We start from the raw sequence: 18,289 nt of genomic DNA, 5'->3' as shown, positions 1-18,289 counted from the left end.
ATGACCTGCTTGCTCTTTCATTACCGCATTGGGCCGTTCTCAGGTCCAATCGGCAATGAAGTTTACCTCTTGCGTCGAGCCTGCTACGCTGATTTGCATCGATCATAACTTCATTATACCATACGCTCGCAACCGGATAAAGGCCGGGCCTTCATTTGAGCGTGGCGGCCAGCGCCTTCTGCGCTTCGGCAAGCTCGCCTGCCGGCACGTAAATGTACGGGCTGCGCCAGTCCCCGCCCAAATGAATATATTGTATGTTATCGCTGGAAATGCCCGCATATGTCTTCAGGAAATTGACGAGCTGCGATTTGGGAATGTCCGTCTCGACGTTGTCCCCCGCCGCGTCGATGACGCCGCCCAGCCGCATAATGCCCGACGCCGACTGCAGCTTGCCGATGATGGCGGAAACAATCGCTTGCTGACGGCTGTTGCGTTCCAGATCGCTCGACTCGGCCGTGCCTTGGTTCGACTTGCGGTAACGAACGAAATCGAGCGCCTGTTTGCCGCTAAGCTTCTGTTCGCCCGGCTGCAGGTCGATGTTCGTGCCGTCGGCTTTGTCCACGTAGCGCATTGCCATATCGACATTCGCACGGACGCCGCCGAGCGCGTCGACCACATCTTCGAACCCGCGGAAATCGATCGTCGCCATATAAGCGATCGGAATGTTCAGCCAGGCGCCGAACGCGCCTTTGACCGCTTCGCCCGACGTTTTGCCGCCCTTGGTCGCCGCGGCGTACCAGGCGTTAGCTTTGCCGGCGGGCAGCCCTTTGGCCGCCTTGACGTACGTATCCCGCGGCACGGAAACGACAACGGCCGATTTGCGCTGCGGGTTGAGCGCCGCGACCATGATCACGTCCGTGTTCAAGCTGCCCGTTTCCGGCCGCGTATCGAGGCCGAGCAGCAGCAGCGCGTATGGCTTGCGGCTCGCCTGATCGGCGGAAGCGACGGTCTGGTCCGTGCCGATTCGATCCAGCATCGGATCCAGCTTGAAGAAATATAAATAGGCCGCATAGGCGGCCGAAGCGACAAGCAACAGCAGCACGATCCACAGCAGCGGCTTGACGAACCGCCGCCATACAACCGACCTGGAACGGCTGCGCCCCGTCCGGCCCGACTGCGGCTGCAGCCCCGGCGGGGTCAATCCCGGCTCCGTCATGTTCGCTCACCTGGTTTCACTCGTTGTATTTGGGATTGCTGCGAATATCCGCAAGCAGTTGTTCCGCCGCTTCGCGGGGAAACTGCCTGGACACCGCCTGACCTTCCTGCATGAATTGCACCGTAATGAGCGATTCGTCCAAGCCGGCGATACGGACATTGCTCAAGTGATGGTCTTCCTCCAAAATTTGCGCAAAAAAAGCAAGCGTGTCTTTCGCCGCGTTATCGTCCGGCCGCCCTTCGGCGACGATCCTGATTTGCAGCCAGTTGTACAGCGCGTCCTGCAGATTCATTCCGCTTCCTCCTGCCGACTAGTCTTGTAACACGATGACGGCGCTGCCCGCTTTCAGCCACTCTACAATCGTCTGCGCCAGATGCCGCTCGTCAGATGAGGCGCCGGACGACTCGAGCCGCTCCAGCACCTGCAGCGACTGCGCGGGCGAAAGCAGCCGGTCGAAGAAAGACAGCGCGCAATGGGAAGCCGGAAGGCCGCCAGCGCCGAGCAGGATCGATTCGCCGTCGTCCAGCCGCAAATCGATGGCAGCAGCGCCGCAGCTGTCGTCGGCGTCCGCTTCATCGCCAAGCAGCATGTTCGCTTTGAACAGCGGCACGAGCCGCGGATGCAGCTGCTGCAGCTTGCCGCGCAGCGTCCCCCACGGTTCGCCGCCGCCCAGCCGGATGCGCTCGCCTCCGAGCGAAATCGTGCCCGCAGCCCCCGTTTCCTTGACCGGCGTCAGCCATAAATCCGCCACCCGCGTCCCCTCCCGCTTACGGCTTCGATTTCGTTTGGCCCCGCTTTTCATTATAATAGCGAATCCGCACGAGCAGCATCAGAAATACCGCCACCGCCAGACAATAGACGATCGGCAAGCCAAGGTCGTGCTGGAACAGCAGCAGGATGAAGGCGCCGACGCCAACAAGCAAATAAATGAGCGCATCCTTGAGCAGAGGCAGCTTGCGGACGCGAAACACGTTGTTATACACATAGACAAGAAAAATGTAAATGATGAGATACGTAATCACCGGATGTCGGTACAACCAGTCGGTAATATGCTGCATGGCCGAGCCTCCCGAAATACGCTTGATAGATCCGTGATACGACTAAGCCCCTCCCGGCCGGGGAGGGGCGATTAGCCGGGATCGATTTATTGAACGCCCGCTTCCGCCGTTTTGCGGTGCTTTTCGCTCCGTTCGCGTTCGCTTTTGTTCAAAATTTTCTTCCGCAGCCGAATCGACTTCGGCGTTATTTCGCAATATTCGTCGTCGTTCAAATATTCCAGCGCCTGCTCGAGGCTGAACAGCCGCGGCACTTTCATTTTGACCGTGTCGTCCTTGCCCGCCGAACGAATGTTGGTCAATTGCTTCTCCTTGCAGATGTTGACGACAATGTCGTTGTCGCGCGTATGTTCGCCGACGATCATGCCTTCGTACACTTCCGTTTGCGGCTGCACGAACAGGATGCCGCGGTCTTCGACGGAAAGAATGCCGTACAGCGTCGAAACGCCGTTCTCCATCGAAACAAGCACGCCCTGGTGACGGCCGCCGACGCCGGCGCCGTAATACGGGCCGTAGCTGTCGAAGGCGTGGTTCATGACGCCGTAACCGCGCGTCAGCGTCAGGAAGTGCGTGCGGTAGCCGATCAGGCCGCGCGCCGGAATAAGAAACTCAAGCCGTACCTGGCCGGTGCCGTTGTTGATCATATTGACCATTTCCGCCTTGCGCGTGCCAAGGCTTTCCATGACGGCGCCCATGGTTTCTTCCGGCACGTCGATGAGCAGCCGCTCCACCGGCTCCATCTTCTGCCCGTCGATATGGCGGATGATGACTTCCGGCTTCGACACTTGCATTTCGAAGCCTTCCCGGCGCATATTTTCGATCAGGATGCCAAGATGAAGTTCGCCGCGTCCGGAGACGACAAAAGCGTCAGGGCTGTCCGTATCTTCCACTCGCAAACTAACATCGGTTTCCAGTTCGTTGTACAGCCGCTCGCGCAGCTTGCGCGAGGTGACCCACTTGCCTTCGCGTCCGGCGAACGGGCTGTTGTTGACGAGGAACGTCATCTGCAGCGTCGGCTCGTCGATCTTCAGTACCGGCAGCGCCTCCGGCTTCGCCGGATCGGCGATCGTTTCGCCGATATTGATTTCCTTGATGCCGGCAATGGCGATAATGTCGCCGCCGCCCGCTTGTTCAATTTCGATCCGCTTGAGACCCTGGAAGCCGAACAGCTTCTCGATGCGCGCCTGCTTGACGCCGCCTTCGCGGGTCATAACCGCCACAGGCTGGCCTTGGCGAATAATGCCGCGGTTGACGCGGCCGATGGCAATGCGGCCCATATATTCATTGTAGTCCATCAGCGTAACGAGGAACTGCAACGGCAGCGACGTATCTTCCGTCGGATGCGGGATGTGCGCCACGATCGTTTCGTACAGCGCGTGCATACTGCTGTCCTGCTGTTCGGGGTCGAGGCTCGACGTGCCTTGCAGCGCCGATGCGTAAACGACTTGAAAATCGAGCTGCTCGTCGCTCGCGCCGAGCTCGATGAACAGATCGAGCACTTCGTCGACGACTTCCGCCGGACGCGCGTTCGGCCGATCGATTTTGTTCAGCACGACAATCGGTTTCAGGTTCTGTTCCAGCGCCTTGCGCAGCACGAATTTCGTCTGCGGCATGCAGCCTTCGAACGCATCAACGACGAGCAGCACGCCGTCGACCATTTTCATGATCCGTTCCACTTCGCCGCCAAAGTCGGCATGGCCCGGGGTATCGACGATATTGATCAAATAATCCTTGTAGTTGATCGCCGTATTTTTTGCCAAAATGGTAATGCCGCGTTCCCGTTCCAAATCGTTCGAGTCCATCGCCCGCTCCTGCACCGCCTCGTTGTCGCGGAACGTGCCGGATTGCTGCAGCAGCTTGTCGACGAGCGTCGTTTTGCCGTGGTCGACGTGCGCGATGATCGCGATATTGCGAATTTTATCTCTGGAATGCATGGTTTCCTACCTCTCCTATGGCTCTCTCATCACAAAATAAGCGCCGGCTGAATTCCGACGCTTGACACATACATTCTATTGTAACCGAGAGACAGGCAAAAATCAAGTGAGAAAACCTCTATCGAAGCCATTCGAAGATGAGCGACCGCGTTCAGAGGTAGGTTTTATCGCCAATTAGAATTTGACATTCCGCCTCATCCGGAAACTAATAAATTCTAATGTGGTAAAATCACCACGAACGCGGCCGTCTGCGCAGCACCATAACAACGCCGATCGCGACGAGCAGCAGGACAATGACATAAATCGAAAGCGAGAACAGCAGAGACAGCGCAAACAACGCGGCAGCTACAATGCCGATGACGAGCGCGGCGGTAATCGTGCCTCTCGGCGCATTGCGGTCGAACAGTTGAAGCTCGTACAACCCTACCGCAACACCGAACAGGAAACCGGGCCATAAGTACGACATCGAATGCCAGCCGAACAAATTGCAATAAAAGAACATCACGGAATACGTCACCAGAATGCCGCCCGGCACAAGCACACCCGAAGGAAGAATACGGCCGAAATAAAGAAAATGAAGCAGAAGCCCCGGCGCCAAAACGAGAAGCGGCCACAGCATTTTGCCCAGGAAGGCAAACACGCCGAGCTTGCCAAGCAGCAGCACGATCGCGATGCCGATCAACACGATGCCAATCGAATACCGGTTTCTTGCCATTACCGAACCCTCCCCCACCCAAAATACGACAATCGTTACCTTTAGTTTAGCCCAATTCGACGGAAAATACTAGCGGCTCGAAGCGCCTGCGTATGCCGACAAAAAACGCCGCAATGGCGTTTGCGGCGGCGGTTTCGGCAGGATCAACCCATTTTGGCGCGTTTGACCAGCTTGTTCAGCAGTCCGGCGGCTATGACGACAATCGTCAACGCGATCGGAATCATCCAATGGATGGCGTCCCCGTGCAGGTATTGGCTCATTTTTTCGTCCTTGAGGAACATCTCGCCCGCGGTATAACCGAGGATGCCGGCTCCCAAGTAGACGAGAATCGGGAAACGTTGCAGCAGGTTCATGACCATCGTGCTGCCCCAGATGATGATCGGGATGCTGAGGCCAATCCCGAGAATGATGACGGTGATGTCGTTCTGCGCTTTGGCCGCGATCGCCAGCACATTGTCCAGACTCATGACGAAGTCGGCCAATATGATCGTCCAGATCGCTTTGCCGAGCGTCGACGCTTCCTTCACATGCGTTTCGCCCGAATCGTCGATAAGCAGCTTGATGGCGATGTAGAGCAGCAGCAGCGAGCCGATCGCCTGAATGTAGGCGACTTGCAGCACGCTCACCGCCACGATGGTGAGAACAAGCCGCAGCCCGATGGCGCCGAACGCCCCCCACCAGATCGCCTGTTTCCGCTGGGAAACCGGCAGGTTTTTGCTGGCGAGGGCGATTACAACGGCATTGTCCCCGCTGAGCACGATGTTGATCAGCATAATTTGCAAAAATAGCAAAAACCAGTCCATCACGATTGTCCCCCAATTGGCGGCTTGCCCGCGACCGGAAATAATCCGCACGCATGTAAGCCCTTTCTGATACAATACATATAGATTCATCCAGTACAATCATTCGAACGAAAGGTGGTTAGGAAGATGAGCAAATTGTCTCCGGAACAGGTTGCCGTCTATTTGCACAAGCTCCCGAATTGGCGCTTTGAAAGCGATGCCTTGCACCGAACGTACCGGCTTGACGGATTCCAGGGGGCGATTGCCTTCGTGAATCGGATCGCCGAGTTGGCGAATGCCGCCAATCATCATCCCGACATCGCAATCAAATATAATCAGGTGACCGTATCGCTGACGACCCACGACAGCCGCGGCGTGACGGGCAAAGATTTCTCCCTGGCGCAGTCCATCGAAAGCGACGCGTTAAGGGCCAAAGCGTAATACGTACGACAACCCGATCCGGTTTCAATCCATCGTCTAAAAATAAGCGTCAAACGCCGTCTGCGATTCGGCTCCCGGCTGCATCGATTCGGTCGCGCCAACCGCCCGGTCCAACGCTTCGTCCAGCCAATCGAGCCGGCTTGCCACACTTTCGATCAGGCGCAGGCTCGGATTCGTGCTCGGCGACTTCGGCATGAACAGCGTGCAGCAATCTTCGTACGGCAGGATCGACGTTTCGTAGGTGCCGATCGCAAGCGCCTTGTCGATGATTTCCTGCTTGTCGCTCGTAATCAGCGGTCGGAGGATGGGCAACGAGCCGGCGCTGCCGATGACATGCAAGTTCGACAGCGTCTGGCTCGCCACTTGTCCCAGGCTTTCGCCGGTCACGACGGCCAGCGCGCGGTTTCGTTCGGCCAACCGCTCGGTCAGTTGCAGCATCGCCCGTTTCATGAACGTAATCAGCAGGTTGTCCGGCACGTCGTCCCGCAGCCGCACCTGAATGTCGGTGAACGGTACGAGGTGAAGCTTCATGCCGTCCGGCGTAAAGTCGGACAACCGGCGAACGAGCTCGATCACTTTAAGTTTGGCCCTTTCGCTTGTATAAGGATAGCTGTGAAAGTGCACCGCCTCCAGCGCAAGCCCGCGCCGCATCGCCATCCAGCCGGCCACCGGCGAATCGATGCCGCCGGACAGCATCAGCATCGCTTTGCCGTTGCTGCCGTGCGGGAAGCCGCCGGACGACGCGATCGTCTCGGCGAATACGTAGGTGCCTTGTCCCCGCACGTCGACACGAATGTCCGCATCGGGCCGGCGAACGTCCACAACCAGTGGCGTCTCGCCGGTCTTCTCGCGTTCGGCGTTGATCGCTTGCAGCACGTAGCCGCCGATGTCGCCGGCCAGCTGCTGGGAATCGAGCGGAAACGATTTGTCGGCGCGTTTGGCCGTTATGCGGAACGAGCGCGGCGGCACGGCCAGTCCCTTGAAGACAGCAAGCGCCGTTTCCCGCATCAGCGCCATTTCGCTTGCAATCGCCGCCGCCGGACTGTAAGAGGAAATGCCGAAGACGGTGCGCAGGCTTGCCGCTATCTGCCCGTAGTTTTCCCCGTTCAATGCGATATACACGCGGGCGAATTCCGTCGTCACCGCCACTTGGCGATAAGGCGCCAATGCTTTATGGATATGCCTCATGATCGATTTTTCGAACTTGTGGCGATTTTTCCCTTTGAGCGTCAATTCTCCCAACCTTACAATAACCGCGTCCGGTTTCACGATTCGCCCCCCTTCCTCCGTGCCATTGCGCCGGCCACTTGTTCGATCGCATCGCCTGCCGCATCGATATCGGCCTCGGTATGCGCTTCGCCGAAGCTGACGCGCAAGCCCGATTCCGCCAGTTCGCGCGTCAGCCCCATCGCAAGCAGCACCCGGCTCGGCTCCGGCTTGCCCGACGAGCAAGCCGAACGGCTCGAGATGCAGATGCCGCGCTGTTCGAGCGCATGCAGCGCCGCCTCCGCCGGCATGCCGGGGAACAGGAAGTGCACCATGTGCGGCGCCACGCCGTCCAGCTCCTCCGGCAACGTCAGCCGCAGCGCCGGGATGCCGGCGATGCGGCGGGCTAGCCGGCGGCGCAGCCGGTGGAGGTGCGCCGCCGCTTGCTCGCTCCGCTCGAACGCGATGCGCACCGCCTTGGCCATGCCGACGGCGAGCGGCACGTTGGGCGTGCCGGAGCGCAAGCCGAACTCCTGGCCGCCGCCGACGAACAGCGGCTTCAGCGCCAGTCCGCGGCGCCGGTACAGGAAGCCGGCGCCTTTCGGTCCGCGCAGCTTGTGCGCGGAGACGCTGAGCAAGTCGATCCCGTGCGCGGCCGGGTCGAGCGGAAGTTTGCCGGCGCTTTGCACGGCGTCGACGTGGAAGACGATGCGCGGATAGGCGCGCAGCAATTCGCCCGCTTCTTCTACCGGCTGAATGCGGCCGGTTTCATTGTTGACATGCATGAGACTGACCAGAATCGTCTCGCTCGTGATGGCTTCGCGCAATTCGTCCACGCTCACCCGGCCGGTCGCGTCGACCGGCAGTACGGTCACGCGAAAGCCTTCGCTTTCGAGCGCGCGGAAGCATTCCAGTACGGACGGGTGCTCCACCGCGCTGGTAATCAGATGGTTGCCGCGGCTGGCGAATTGACCGGCAACGCCGCGAATGGCCAACTGGTTGCTTTCCGTGCCACCCGACGTCAGAATGATTTCGTCCGGCTTCGCCGACAGCGTGGCGGCGATGACCGCGCGGGCTTGCCCGAGCAGCCGCTCGGCGTCCAGCCCGAACCGATGCAGCGACGACGGATTGCCGTAATGTTTCTTCATCACGTCGGCAATCGTATCGACCACTTCGTCCAGAGGCGGCGTTGTGGCGCAATAATCCAAATAAAGCATAGCCTGCCTCCCATTTGCTTCAAAAAAAGAAAAAGACCGGCATCGATCTTTTCCCGAATGTGAATATGTAGCTTACGGCAGTTCGGTTTCGTAGCGGTTTTTCAGCGCTTGCACTTTGGCGACGTAGTTGCGCGTCTCCTGCGGCAACGAGTCGAGCTTCGCATTCAACTGCTCGTCGGTTGCGATGCCGAGCCGGTCGATCCGGTTCGAGCCCGCATTGTACGCGGCCAGCGCCACCGCTTCATTGCCTTTGTACTTGCGCAGCAGATCGGACAGGTACCGGGTGCCGCCATTGACATTCTGCTCCGGATCGAAGGAGTTCAGCACGCCGAGACTGGCCGCCGTGCCGTCCATCAGCTGCATCAACCCTTTCGCCCCGGCCGACGATACGGCATTGGACTGAAACGACGATTCGGCATTGATGACCGCCTTGATGAGCGAATCGTCGACGCCGTTGCGGGCAGCCGCACGATCGATCAGGGCATCGTAAGCAGAGGCATCGCCGCCGGAACTACCCGCATAAGCGCTGTAGGACCGAAGCGCCATCATCGTCGCCAACGACGTGTTCGACATGGAAGCGGAAATCGCCGCATCGGCGTCATCCGTTTCCGAATCTCCGCCGAGCAGGACGCCGAGCAAATCGGCGAACGTCGAATCGCTGCCGGGCTGGTTGTTCGCGACCTTGGACAACAAATCGATTTTGCTGCGGAACTGCATTTGCAGCAGTTGCTGCAAGATGCGCGGATCGATACTCATCAAAAGTCACCTCGTGCGCTGGACATGCTCTTTCGCTATTGTACACGTTTTTGGCGGAATCATCCAGAGGGAATTGCCTGGCATCCTCAAATCTCCGTCTCGGGCGAAGCAAAACGCGCCAACCGGCCACAAGCTCCGATCGGGCGCGCCGCTTTTTCCCGCTGAATCAACGTTCTTTAACTGTAATAAGGGATAATGAAAAAATGCGCCACAACGGCAAGCAAACCGAGTCCGGTCGCCCACCCGCCCAACGCCCGACTGCCGCCGACGAACGCCAGAACGCCGAATAATACGGCCGCCGCTCCGAACAACAGCGGAAAATAAAACATCGCCACGACCGAAAGCGCAAGCGCCGTCCAGCCGACAATGCGGCTGAGCGAACCATAAGAATCGAAGGAATAGTCTTCCTCCCCCGCGTTACGCCGAAGCTCATGCGTGCGAAACGATGCCGGATGAGGGGCAAGTTCGGCCGCCGCCTCGGTGTCGGCAACGCGATCCGGTGCAGGGTCGCCCGCTTCCTGACGAAACTCCTGCTGCTGGAACAGGGCGGCGGTTTCCTTCACATCGTGACGAGGCACAGGCTCAAGCTTCGGCTGGAACGTATGGCAGCATGTGCCCGCGACGGAAGACGCCTGGTCTTCGTGGCTGGAGCCGAAATCGGAAGCGAATTCGGCATCGCCCGATGTCGCTTTGGCATGCTCGTCGATGTCGATCTGAATTGAATTGGCGCTGCATTCATTTCCTTCTGCCCAGAAGCTGCAATTGGCTACGCTGCATTTTACCGCTGGCATAATGATCGCCACCTCCGCACTCATTTTGCCCCGGGCGGCGGCCTGTATCCGAGCAAATTAAAGGGATGCCGTATCGCTTGCGGCACCCCTGGCATTCATGTATTAAACTTTTTCGCCTTGCATCCGGCGCTGGGTAATATAGTCGGTTTCGTAATAAGCCAGTTCCTCGCGCAGTTCTTCGAAAATTTTGGACAGGGTGATCGTCAAATCGCGCGCGTCGCGGGTCGGCTTCTTGCGGAACCGGATCGCGTCCTGGCCGGTGTAAGCGTAACGTCCGTCTTCGGAGTAACATTCGTTTTTCGGGTAAAAGAAGCTGTTGACGCAATTGTGATAAGTTTCGTAAAGCGCCTTCTCCGCATATTCTGCGTTGAACGTCGGGCGGCGCAGGGCGACGCCGAGTTTCTCGTAGGCCACTTCGCAGTGGACCAGCAGAAATCTCATATCGGACAAATAAGCGCGGTAAAATTCATCCATCGCCGCATCGCCTTCGCTGCTCAGCTGGGCCAATGCATGCGTATTCAAAAATAGTTCCAACTGGGCTATCGCATCGGATAAGGCCGCTTTCGACGTTTCGCACAGTTCTTTTACATTTTTCACTGTCATGGGCGCAATCTCCTCCATACGTTGACGATCATCCGCGATCGTTTGCACATATTCTTCTTCATCGTACCACAAATCGGCCATGTTAGGCTATATCCAAAAAGCTGCAAAACCCGCCCCAGCAACTCCCGTTCATAATCGCCGCTTCGGTTCCACACGCTAAACTATCGACTCGCGCGGGATTGCCGTGCGCCAATCGGACTCGATCTCAAGGAGGATGCCACATGAAACGAAGCGTCGTTGCCGGAGCCGCGATCGCCGGACTTGTTTTGCTGCTGCTGCCCTCGAATTCGCACCGCGGCGGCGGAGGCGCGGAACAATCGTCCGATCAGCCTTCGGAGCGTACATTGACCGCCGCGCAGGAGCTGGCCGCCAAACAATCGCTCGTAAGCGGCGATGTGGAGCGGACCGACGGGTTATGCCGCAACCAGTGCCGGCTCGACTTGCGCCAGACGCTGGCCGCGATCCGGACATCGGGGGACCCGGCGACGGCGGTGCGGCAGCTGCGGAGCGAACGCGCCCATATGGCGCACGTCATGTACTTGCGCAGCGGCGAAACGCCGAATGCCGGCGTTGTGGCGGGCGAGCTGTCGCCGGAAGCGCAAGCGGCGGCGGCGCCTTATATCGCTGAAGCGCGCCAGAAGGCGGCGGCCGCCCAAGCTTACGAGTCGCCCAAGCTTGACGTGCGCGGCGACGCCCTGTTCGTGCTTGCCGAACCGGCGGAAGGCGGCAACGAAGCGCTGATTGCCGTCGTCAGGCAAGATATTTTGCGCCAGGTGCATGCGCACCAAATGAAAAATTTGCGTGTCGTCCCCTATCCGCCCGACAACAACTGGACAATTGAATCGGTCGATTCCGATACGCTGAGAGACGTCAAGGTCGAACATCCGGAGGAAAACGAGGGCACGAGCCATTATCACAAAAACGAGGTCGTGGTCAAATTCAGAACCGCGCCTACAGATGCCGAACTGCGCCAGATGCAGGCCGACACCGGCGCTTCTTCGGTGCGCAAATTGGGCTACACGTATGTGTTCCGGTCGGGCACGATGGAAGCGAAGCAACTGATGGCGTATTTTCAAACCAAAAACGTCGAATACGCCGAACCGCATTTTTTGTACATGACGAACAGCCTCGGTTCGGGCTCCGGCCGAGCCGCCGCCGGGTCGTCCCCTTCGCCCGCGGCGGACAAAGCGTCCGGCCCGAACGACGTGCTGTATGCGAAATACCAATGGAACTTGCCGATCATCGATACGCTGTCGGGCTGGGATGTCGGCAAAGGCAGCTCCGAAGTGACCGTGGCGGTCATCGATACCGGCGTCGATCTGGCGCATCCGGATTTGCAAGGCCATCTGGCATCCGGACTGAATGTCATCCATGAGGATGCCGATCCGATCGACGATGTCGGGCACGGCACGCATGTCGCGGGCGTCATCTCCGCGCTCGTCAACAACGGCGAAGGCGTTGCCGGCATGACGTGGTACAATCCGGTGATGCCGGTCAAGGTGCTTGACGAAACCGGCGCGGGCAATACGTACGCCGTGTCGCAAGGCATCATTTGGGCGGCGGATCACGGGGCCAAGGTGATTAACCTGAGCCTCGGCAATTACGCCGAAGCAAGCTTCCTTCACGACGCGATCAAATACGCCTACGACAAGGACGTGGTCATCGTGGCGGCCAGCGGCAACGACAATACCGACGAGCCGGGTTATCCGGCCGCGTATCCGGAAGTGCTCGCCGTTGCGGCGATCGACGCCAACCAGCGCAAAGCCGCCTTCTCCAACTACGGCGATTATATCGACGTTGCGGCTCCCGGCGTCAGCATTGCCAGCACGTACATGCACAAGCAATATGCGGCGCTCTCCGGCACTTCGATGGCAAGCCCGCACGCAGCGGCACTTGCGGCGCTGATCCGCTCCGTCAATCCTCAGCTGAAAAACACGGAAGTGATGGACATCATGAAACAAACCGCCATCGACCTCGGTCCGGCGGGCAAGGACGATTATTTCGGCTATGGCCAGATCGACGTCGCCAAGGCGCTCGAATGGGCCAAAAACGGCACAACGGCAAGCAGCGCCCGTTCGGCCGACAAGCCGGCGGATGCGGCGCCGACATGGTGGCGGCGGCTTGTCGGCGGTGCGGTGGAGTGAAGGAACGAAATCAACTGCCAGCCGCCAGCCCGTGCAGCAAAGCCCCGAGCGCCCCCGAATATTCACCTTGCCGGGCAAACACGGGTTCGGCGCCGCGCAGTACCGTATAGCGGCTGATGACTGTTCGTAGCCACTCGTTGCCGACCAGCGTCGAACCGATGTACACGACAACCGGCACCTGATGGCTGCGGGCGGCAAGCACGCTGCAGGTGGCGACAGTTTCCCCCACCAGCCCGGCTACGGAAGCCAGACGATCCTCGGTCGATACATCGTCCAGGCTGTGCAGCGCCGAAGCGGCACGGCCGTAATTGCTGGCCGTCAAATCGCCCGGAATCGGCGGCACCGCCCCTTCGTAAATATGGCCGACCTGCAGATCGATCCGGTCGCGCGAGCCTTGCGCCGCGAGACGGACGATCGTGTCGTATTCCGCAATGCCGGTCAACAGCCGCGATAAGCCGATCAGTGTGCCGCCTCCGACCCCGGTGCCGCCGATGCGCTCGTGTTTGTCGCCGTCGACGTTATGGATGGACGTGCCCGTACCGACATTGGTCAAAATATAGCGTCGCAGATGCGGCTGCCGATCGGCGAGCAAATGCTGGACGCCGCGGCAGGTCGCATCGAATTCGGGGATGACGGACGGCTCCCGCGTCAACTGCGCGGCGAACATCGCGGCTTTGCCGCCGGTAATCCATAACTCGGCGCCGTTAGCCGCATTCATCTCCGCCGCTACCTCCTGCAAGGAGGCTACGGGATATTTGCGGCAAACGATCGTTCCTTGCTCCATGACGGCTACTTTGATCAAGCTGCCGCCGGCGTCGATTCCGACGATCATGCGTATGTACTCCCTTCGATCTGCAGCCGATCCGGACGGACCGGCGGCGATGCAAATGCGGCTGCCCCAAGGACAGCCGCAACAAGTCAGCAACTATAAAGGTAGTTCAAAGGAAGGAAAGTTTGCCGTAAGCCGGGTTCTGTTCTTCCGGTGGTGCGAACGGACGCTCAAGCGCCCTCCCACCATTGAAGCGACAATCATCTATCTAGGCCGAACATTACTGAACGGCTCCAGCGACCAACCCGAACGCACCTCGGGCTAAGGCTGCGGACTCTGGGTCCGCTGCGTTCCATTAGGTCTTGCTCCAGATGGGGTTTACCAGGAACGAAGTCGCCAGCGCTCCTCGTGGTCTCTTACACCACGGTTCCATCCTTGCCTGTGCGTCCCATGCGGCGGGTTGCCCGTACCGCACTTCACGAACGCCATCGGCGGTCCATTTCTGTGGCCCTATCCTTCGGCTCGCGCCGACTGGACGTTATCCAGCATCCTGCCCTGTGGAGCCCGGACTTTCCTCTCGCGGCGGTTTGACCCGCGCGCCAGCGATTGTCTGTCAAACTTTCGATACCTGCACTAGTATAACGAACAAACACGCGAAACACAACTACGGAAATCTGGATTCTGCCGGCTCGTACCGAACTCGCCGGATAAGTCCGCCGCCCTTACCTCACGCGAAACACTTCCGTATCGATTTGCGAAGCCGCGGCGACTGTCAACGCTTTGCGCTCCTGCAGTTTGCACTGCAAAAAGCCGGCGACATGCTCTTTGAGCAGCTTCTCGGCATTGTGGCCGGGATCGATCAGCAGGAGCCCCGCGGCGAGCGCGTCGTGCGCCGTATGGTAGTCGATATCCCCGGTGATGTAAACGTCCGCGCCGGCGAATTGGGCGCTCTTCCAGAACCGGCCTCCCGAGCCGCCAAGCACCGCAACCTTGACCACCTTGCGCTGCGGGTCGCCAACCGTTCGTACGAAAGGAACGCCGAACGCCGTTTTGACTTGCTCCGCAAGCTCCGCCATTGTGACCGGCTCCGGAAGCGCGCCAACGCGGCCAAACCCGAACGTGCGGCCCTTCAAATCCATCGTATACAGATCGTAAGCCACTTCTTCGTACGGATGCGACCTCAGCATCGCCTGTACGACGGCCCGTTCTTTGCTTGCGGGCACGACGGTTTCCAGCCGGATTTCTTCCGCCTGCTCCAGCTTGCCCGCCTCGCCGATGAACGGCTTAGCGCCTTCCTCGCCGCGAAACGTGCCGATCCCGGCAATATTGAAGCTGCAGTGGCTGTAATTGCCGATCCAGCCGGCGCCGGCCGCGAACACGGCATCGCGCACCGCTTCGTGATGCGTCTTCGGCACGAAGACGACAAGCTTCTTCAGTTGCTCCGAATGCGCATTCGTGAGCGGCTTGCGGGCGGCCAGCCCCAGCGCGTCCGCCATCATGTCGCCCACGCCGCCTTCCGCCGTATCCAGGTTCGTATGGGCGATATAAACGGCGATATCGTGTTTAATCAGCTTCTCGTACAGCCGCCCGGCGGGAGTGTCCGTCACGATGCCGGTCAGCGGCCGATAAATGATTGCATGATGCGCGATGATGAGTCCGGCCTCTTCGCGAATCGCTTCGTCGACCACTTCCGGCGTCACGTCGAGCGCGACGAGCACCTTCGTCAGCGGCTTCGCCAGCGAGCCGAGCTGCAGCCCGATCTTGTCGTCCTGTTCGGCCAAATGTTTTGGCGCCAGCTGCTCCATCAGTTGCACGACCGTATGCCCGTTAGCCAGCATCCGCTTCACTTCCCTTTCTCCATGATGACCGCAACCAATCGCCGCAAGCGGTCGATATCCGCCAGCATCGCGCCGCGTTTGGCCGCTGCCTGCTCGTGCTGCGATTCCGCCATTTGTTTCGCGATCGACTCGAGTTTGGCGATTTCGCCCTGCCACTTGCGCACGAAAGGCTCTGCCGGCTGACGGACAAGACGCGGTCCGAACCGCAGCAAATCGTCGGCGCCAAGCTCCAGATCGCCGATCCGGCAAGGCCGGTACAGCTCTTCGTTCCATCGTTCCGCATCCGCGAGTCGTACCGCACACAGCACTTCGTATATTTTGCCGTCTTCCTCGAGAATATCCTCTTCCCGCAGCAGCCAGCCTTCCTGAAGCAGCCAGCGCCGCACGAGCTCTTCGCCGACGTTCGGCTGCAGCACGAGCCAATTGACGCCCGCCAGCTGCGGTTTGCCCGCCGTCAAAATGTTGACGATCAAACCGCCGCCCATGCCGGCGATCGTCACCGTATCCGCTTCGCCCGGCTTCAGCACGGACAAGCCGTCCCCCCGGCGCACGTCGATCCGGCGCTCAAGCCCGGCTTCCCGCACTTGCTTGCGCGCCGCTTCGAACGGTCCCGGGTTCAGCTCGCCGGCAATCGCCGTCCGCACTACTCCCTGCTGCGCCAAAAAAACGGGGAGCAGCGCATGGTCGGAGCCGATGTCCGCCAATCTGCTTCCCCGCTCGATTTTATTGGCAATTGTTTGCAATCTGCTCGACAATCGAATCATCAGGCTACCCACTCAATCCAATTTTTTCGCCAGACGAACAGCGCAATGCCGGCTGCCGCCATTTTGGCGAGAAATAACAACTGCAGCGATTCCGCCGCGATATCCGTCAGTATCATACCATAAATTTCGGGCACGAACCAAACGAGAAGCCCCACAACCAGCATGACGAGCCCCACCTGCTTGTTGTTGTGGTGAAACAGCCAGCCAAGCCACAGCAGCACGGCGGACAGCGGAATCCAGCTCATCTCCACGCCGATCCAGTCGAAATTCGAGATGTGCTCGTGCAGAAACCAGGCGTAAAGCAGCATCAGCACGATCCACCCGGCCAAATGGAACAGCGGCAGCCGCGCAAGCACGCCGGTCACCATCCAGACCACACTGCAGCCGGCAATGTAGAGCGCGATGAACGATGAGCCATGCGTCCCGTGCGCCTGCCAATAAATGCCGAGGTAAAGCAGCAGCAACGAGCCTACCCCGAACGTCAGTTGCGACACGAGCGGCTGCTTGTTGCGCTGCACGGCGCCCAGCATGTAGCATGTCGCCACGAACAGCAGCGAGACGCCGATTTGCATCGGCGGCGAAAAAGCGTTAAAATTGAGAAGGAACATGGAAATAAGCCCAACGCTTCCAAATATAAACACCCATATGCGCCAATGGCTGTTCAAGATGGACGAGGACGAGAAGCCGTTCCAGGAGAATTTCTCCCGCGGGGTATCTTCATCCAGATACAAGTTCAGCAGAAAGTCGCAATACTGTTCGGGCAGCAGCTTGCTTCTGCGCCAACGATCGATTTCTTGCACAATGACTTTGCGTTTATCCGCGTCCAATTGATTCACCTCGGTGTAGCGTCACGAACGGTATTCCTTATACATCATTATCGGCTGCGTCCATGGATTCATTTAGCGCTTTCAGACGCGCACGAAAGAAAAGGACCTACCGCATTAAAGAAGTAGGTCCGCCCATTCGTTATTCAAGAAAGTCTTTGAGTCGTTTGCTGCGGCTCGGATGGCGGAGTTTGCGCAGCGCCTTCGCCTCGATTTGGCGGATGCGTTCGCGTGTGACTCCGAACACTTTGCCCACTTCTTCGAGGGTACGCGTTCTGCCGTCATCCAGACCGAAACGCAGCCGAAGCACATTTTCCTCCCGCTCGGTGAGCGTATCGAGCACGTCTTCCAGCTGCTCCTTCAGCAGCTCGTAAGCAGCCGCGTCGGCGGGGGCGAGCGCTTCCTGATCTTCGATGAAGTCGCCCAAGTGCGAATCGTCTTCTTCGCCGATCGGCGTTTCCAGCGATACAGGCTCCTGAGCAATTTTCATAATCTCGCGCACTTTTTCGGTGCTGAGGTCCATCTCCTTGGCAATTTCCTCCGGGCTCGGCTCGCGGCCCAGCTCCTGGAGCAGCTGACGGGAGACACGAATCAGCTTGTTGATCGTCTCCACCATGTGCACCGGAATCCGGATCGTTCTTGCCTGGTCGGCGATCGCCCGCGTAATCGCTTGGCGAATCCACCAGGTAGCGTATGTGCTGAACTTGTAGCCTTTCGTGTGGTCGAACTTCTCGACCGCCTTGATCAATCCCATGTTGCCTTCCTGGATCAAATCGAGGAACAGCATGCCGCGGCCGACATACCGCTTGGCGATGCTGACCACAAGCCGCAAGTTCGCTTCCGCCAGCCGACGCTTCGCTTCTTCGTCGCCGAGCTCGATCCGCTTCGCCAGACCGACTTCGTCTTCCGCCGAAAGCAGCGGCACGCGGCCGATTTCCTTCAAATACATGCGGACCGGATCGTTGATCTTGATGCCGGGCGGCAGCGCCAGGTCATCGTCGAAATGGAACTCGTCGCCGTCCTGATCGTCTCCTCCGCCGTGACGCATGCGCATATCGTCATCTTCGGATTCATTGTTCACGTCTATGCCAAGCTCGGACAGTTGTTCGAAAAATTCGTCGATCTGTTCCGGATCCTGATCAAACGGAGCGAGGCGCTCCATGATATCTTTGTAGGTAAGGGACAGCCTTTTTTTGCCGAGATCGATCAGCTGCTGCCTCACCTGTTCAAGAGTCAGTTCGGTCTCGATTTCCGTATGTTGATCATTCGCCATCGTTCCTGCTCCCTCCTCCCT

General features: G+C 59.1%; 19 protein-coding genes and 1 other RNA gene. 2 read left to right on the top strand and 18 right to left on the bottom strand.

The features are described 5' to 3' along the window. Positions 1 to 151: 151 nt before the first annotated feature. From EXY20_RS01315 to EXY20_RS01285, 7 genes are all read right to left on the bottom strand, one after another. Positions 152 to 1,156: an LCP family protein gene (locus tag EXY20_RS01315; RefSeq protein ID WP_135546816.1), complete on the bottom strand. Its 1,005-nt coding sequence runs from the start codon at positions 1,154 to 1,156 to the stop codon at positions 152 to 154. A gap of 16 nt (positions 1,157 to 1,172) precedes the next feature. Further along, the gene (locus EXY20_RS01310; RefSeq protein WP_135546814.1) at positions 1,173 to 1,448 is read right to left on the bottom strand and encodes a hypothetical protein; all 276 of its coding nucleotides are present in this window, start codon (positions 1,446 to 1,448) and stop codon (positions 1,173 to 1,175) included. Positions 1,449 to 1,466: 18 nt separating this feature from the next. After that, the gene (locus EXY20_RS01305) at positions 1,467 to 1,907 is read right to left on the bottom strand and encodes a hypothetical protein (RefSeq protein WP_135546812.1); all 441 of its coding nucleotides are present in this window, start codon (positions 1,905 to 1,907) and stop codon (positions 1,467 to 1,469) included. Positions 1,908 to 1,923: 16 nt separating this feature from the next. Then, complete coding sequence (locus EXY20_RS01300; RefSeq protein WP_135546810.1) at positions 1,924 to 2,214, bottom strand: YlaH-like family protein; 291 nt, start codon at positions 2,212 to 2,214, stop codon at positions 1,924 to 1,926. Between the two features lie 86 nt (positions 2,215 to 2,300). After that, entirely contained in the window at positions 2,301 to 4,145 is a 1,845-nt protein-coding gene (gene typA, locus EXY20_RS01295; protein WP_135546807.1) for a translational GTPase TypA, read from the bottom strand. A 229-nt stretch (positions 4,146 to 4,374) separates the two neighbouring features. Beyond that, positions 4,375 to 4,860: a hypothetical protein gene (locus EXY20_RS01290; protein WP_135546805.1), complete on the bottom strand. Its 486-nt coding sequence runs from the start codon at positions 4,858 to 4,860 to the stop codon at positions 4,375 to 4,377. A gap of 143 nt (positions 4,861 to 5,003) precedes the next feature. Then, a complete protein-coding gene (locus EXY20_RS01285) occupies positions 5,004 to 5,666 on the bottom strand; it encodes a TerC family protein (RefSeq protein ID WP_135546804.1) in 663 nt (220 codons plus the stop codon). 123 nt (positions 5,667 to 5,789) lie between these two features. On the opposite strand from EXY20_RS01285, the gene EXY20_RS01280 reads away from it, so the two are divergent. Then, entirely contained in the window at positions 5,790 to 6,083 is a 294-nt protein-coding gene (locus EXY20_RS01280; protein WP_135546802.1) for a 4a-hydroxytetrahydrobiopterin dehydratase, read from the top strand. A gap of 36 nt (positions 6,084 to 6,119) precedes the next feature. On the opposite strand, the gene thiI is transcribed toward EXY20_RS01280, so the two are convergent. From thiI to EXY20_RS01255, 5 genes are all read right to left on the bottom strand, one after another. Continuing rightward, positions 6,120 to 7,352 (bottom strand): tRNA uracil 4-sulfurtransferase ThiI, encoded by a 1,233-nt coding sequence (gene thiI, locus EXY20_RS01275; protein ID WP_135546798.1) that lies wholly within the window; start codon positions 7,350 to 7,352, stop codon positions 6,120 to 6,122. After that, complete coding sequence (locus EXY20_RS01270; protein WP_135546796.1) at positions 7,349 to 8,506, bottom strand: cysteine desulfurase family protein; 1,158 nt, start codon at positions 8,504 to 8,506, stop codon at positions 7,349 to 7,351. The genes thiI and EXY20_RS01270 overlap by 4 nt, the downstream gene beginning before the upstream one ends. A 72-nt stretch (positions 8,507 to 8,578) precedes the next feature. Next, positions 8,579 to 9,262: a lytic transglycosylase domain-containing protein gene (locus EXY20_RS01265; RefSeq protein ID WP_207671199.1), complete on the bottom strand. Its 684-nt coding sequence runs from the start codon at positions 9,260 to 9,262 to the stop codon at positions 8,579 to 8,581. Between the two features lie 176 nt (positions 9,263 to 9,438). Further along, on the bottom strand, positions 9,439 to 10,053 hold the full coding sequence (locus EXY20_RS40385) for a DUF1540 domain-containing protein (protein ID WP_135546792.1): 615 nt from the start codon (positions 10,051 to 10,053) through the stop codon (positions 9,439 to 9,441). Positions 10,054 to 10,155: 102 nt separating this feature from the next. Beyond that, positions 10,156 to 10,656: a DUF3907 family protein gene (locus tag EXY20_RS01255; protein WP_135546790.1), complete on the bottom strand. Its 501-nt coding sequence runs from the start codon at positions 10,654 to 10,656 to the stop codon at positions 10,156 to 10,158. A 221-nt stretch (positions 10,657 to 10,877) separates the two neighbouring features. Between EXY20_RS01255 and EXY20_RS01250 the strand changes: the two genes are divergently transcribed. Next, complete coding sequence (locus tag EXY20_RS01250; RefSeq protein WP_135546788.1) at positions 10,878 to 12,800, top strand: S8 family peptidase; 1,923 nt, start codon at positions 10,878 to 10,880, stop codon at positions 12,798 to 12,800. Positions 12,801 to 12,810: 10 nt separating this feature from the next. Here EXY20_RS01250 and coaW read toward each other — a convergent pair whose 3' ends face one another. From coaW to rpoD, 6 genes are all read right to left on the bottom strand, one after another. Next, positions 12,811 to 13,632, bottom strand: coding sequence for a type II pantothenate kinase (gene coaW / locus EXY20_RS01245; RefSeq protein ID WP_135546786.1), 822 nt, complete (start codon positions 13,630 to 13,632; stop codon positions 12,811 to 12,813). A gap of 113 nt (positions 13,633 to 13,745) precedes the next feature. Continuing rightward, an RNA gene (rnpB, locus tag EXY20_RS01240) (RNase P RNA component class A) lies at positions 13,746 to 14,191 on the bottom strand. Positions 14,192 to 14,291: 100 nt separating this feature from the next. Further along, a complete protein-coding gene (locus EXY20_RS01235; protein WP_135547650.1) occupies positions 14,292 to 15,407 on the bottom strand; it encodes a Nif3-like dinuclear metal center hexameric protein in 1,116 nt (371 codons plus the stop codon). 5 nt (positions 15,408 to 15,412) lie between these two features. Next, a complete protein-coding gene (locus EXY20_RS01230) occupies positions 15,413 to 16,171 on the bottom strand; it encodes a tRNA (adenine(22)-N(1))-methyltransferase (RefSeq protein WP_135546784.1) in 759 nt (252 codons plus the stop codon). Next, a complete protein-coding gene (locus EXY20_RS01225) occupies positions 16,171 to 16,998 on the bottom strand; it encodes a hypothetical protein (RefSeq protein ID WP_135546781.1) in 828 nt (275 codons plus the stop codon). Before EXY20_RS01225 ends, EXY20_RS01230 begins: the two co-directional genes overlap by 1 nt. 139 nt (positions 16,999 to 17,137) lie before the next feature. Further along, positions 17,138 to 18,268: an RNA polymerase sigma factor RpoD gene (gene rpoD, locus EXY20_RS01220; protein WP_135546779.1), complete on the bottom strand. Its 1,131-nt coding sequence runs from the start codon at positions 18,266 to 18,268 to the stop codon at positions 17,138 to 17,140. Positions 18,269 to 18,289 lie beyond the last annotated feature (21 nt).

Origin of the sequence: Paenibacillus cymbidii (assembly GCF_004764705.1) — a bacterium.
In the GTDB taxonomy this organism is placed as follows: Bacteria; Bacillota; Bacilli; order Paenibacillales; family NBRC-103111; genus Paenibacillus_AN; species Paenibacillus_AN cymbidii.
Note: the sequence above shows the minus strand (reverse complement) of the source record. Positions and strands in the feature narration are given on the sequence as shown.

Excerpts from the sequence above, each read along its gene's own strand:
- EXY20_RS01235 (WP_135547650.1), bottom strand. The coding sequence starts at position 15,407 with ATGCTGGCTAACGGGCATACGGTCGTGCAACTGATGGAGCAGCTGGCG.
- EXY20_RS01290 (WP_135546805.1), bottom strand. The coding sequence starts at position 4,860 with ATGGCAAGAAACCGGTATTCGATTGGCATCGTGTTGATCGGCATCGCG.
- EXY20_RS01255 (WP_135546790.1), bottom strand. The coding sequence starts at position 10,656 with ATGACAGTGAAAAATGTAAAAGAACTGTGCGAAACGTCGAAAGCGGCC.
- coaW (WP_135546786.1), bottom strand. The coding sequence starts at position 13,632 with ATGATCGTCGGAATCGACGCCGGCGGCAGCTTGATCAAAGTAGCCGTC.
- EXY20_RS01310 (WP_135546814.1), bottom strand. The coding sequence starts at position 1,448 with ATGAATCTGCAGGACGCGCTGTACAACTGGCTGCAAATCAGGATCGTC.
- EXY20_RS01300 (WP_135546810.1), bottom strand. The coding sequence starts at position 2,214 with ATGCAGCATATTACCGACTGGTTGTACCGACATCCGGTGATTACGTAT.
- EXY20_RS01230 (WP_135546784.1), bottom strand. The coding sequence starts at position 16,171 with ATGATTCGATTGTCGAGCAGATTGCAAACAATTGCCAATAAAATCGAG.
- EXY20_RS40385 (WP_135546792.1), bottom strand. The coding sequence starts at position 10,053 with ATGCCAGCGGTAAAATGCAGCGTAGCCAATTGCAGCTTCTGGGCAGAA.
- EXY20_RS01265 (WP_207671199.1), bottom strand. The coding sequence starts at position 9,262 with ATGAGTATCGATCCGCGCATCTTGCAGCAACTGCTGCAAATGCAGTTC.
- EXY20_RS01280 (WP_135546802.1), top strand. The coding sequence starts at position 5,790 with ATGAGCAAATTGTCTCCGGAACAGGTTGCCGTCTATTTGCACAAGCTC.
- EXY20_RS01315 (WP_135546816.1), bottom strand. The coding sequence starts at position 1,156 with ATGACGGAGCCGGGATTGACCCCGCCGGGGCTGCAGCCGCAGTCGGGC.
- typA (WP_135546807.1), bottom strand. The coding sequence starts at position 4,145 with ATGCATTCCAGAGATAAAATTCGCAATATCGCGATCATCGCGCACGTC.
- EXY20_RS01270 (WP_135546796.1), bottom strand. The coding sequence starts at position 8,506 with ATGCTTTATTTGGATTATTGCGCCACAACGCCGCCTCTGGACGAAGTG.
- EXY20_RS01250 (WP_135546788.1), top strand. The coding sequence starts at position 10,878 with ATGAAACGAAGCGTCGTTGCCGGAGCCGCGATCGCCGGACTTGTTTTG.
- rpoD (WP_135546779.1), bottom strand. The coding sequence starts at position 18,268 with ATGGCGAATGATCAACATACGGAAATCGAGACCGAACTGACTCTTGAA.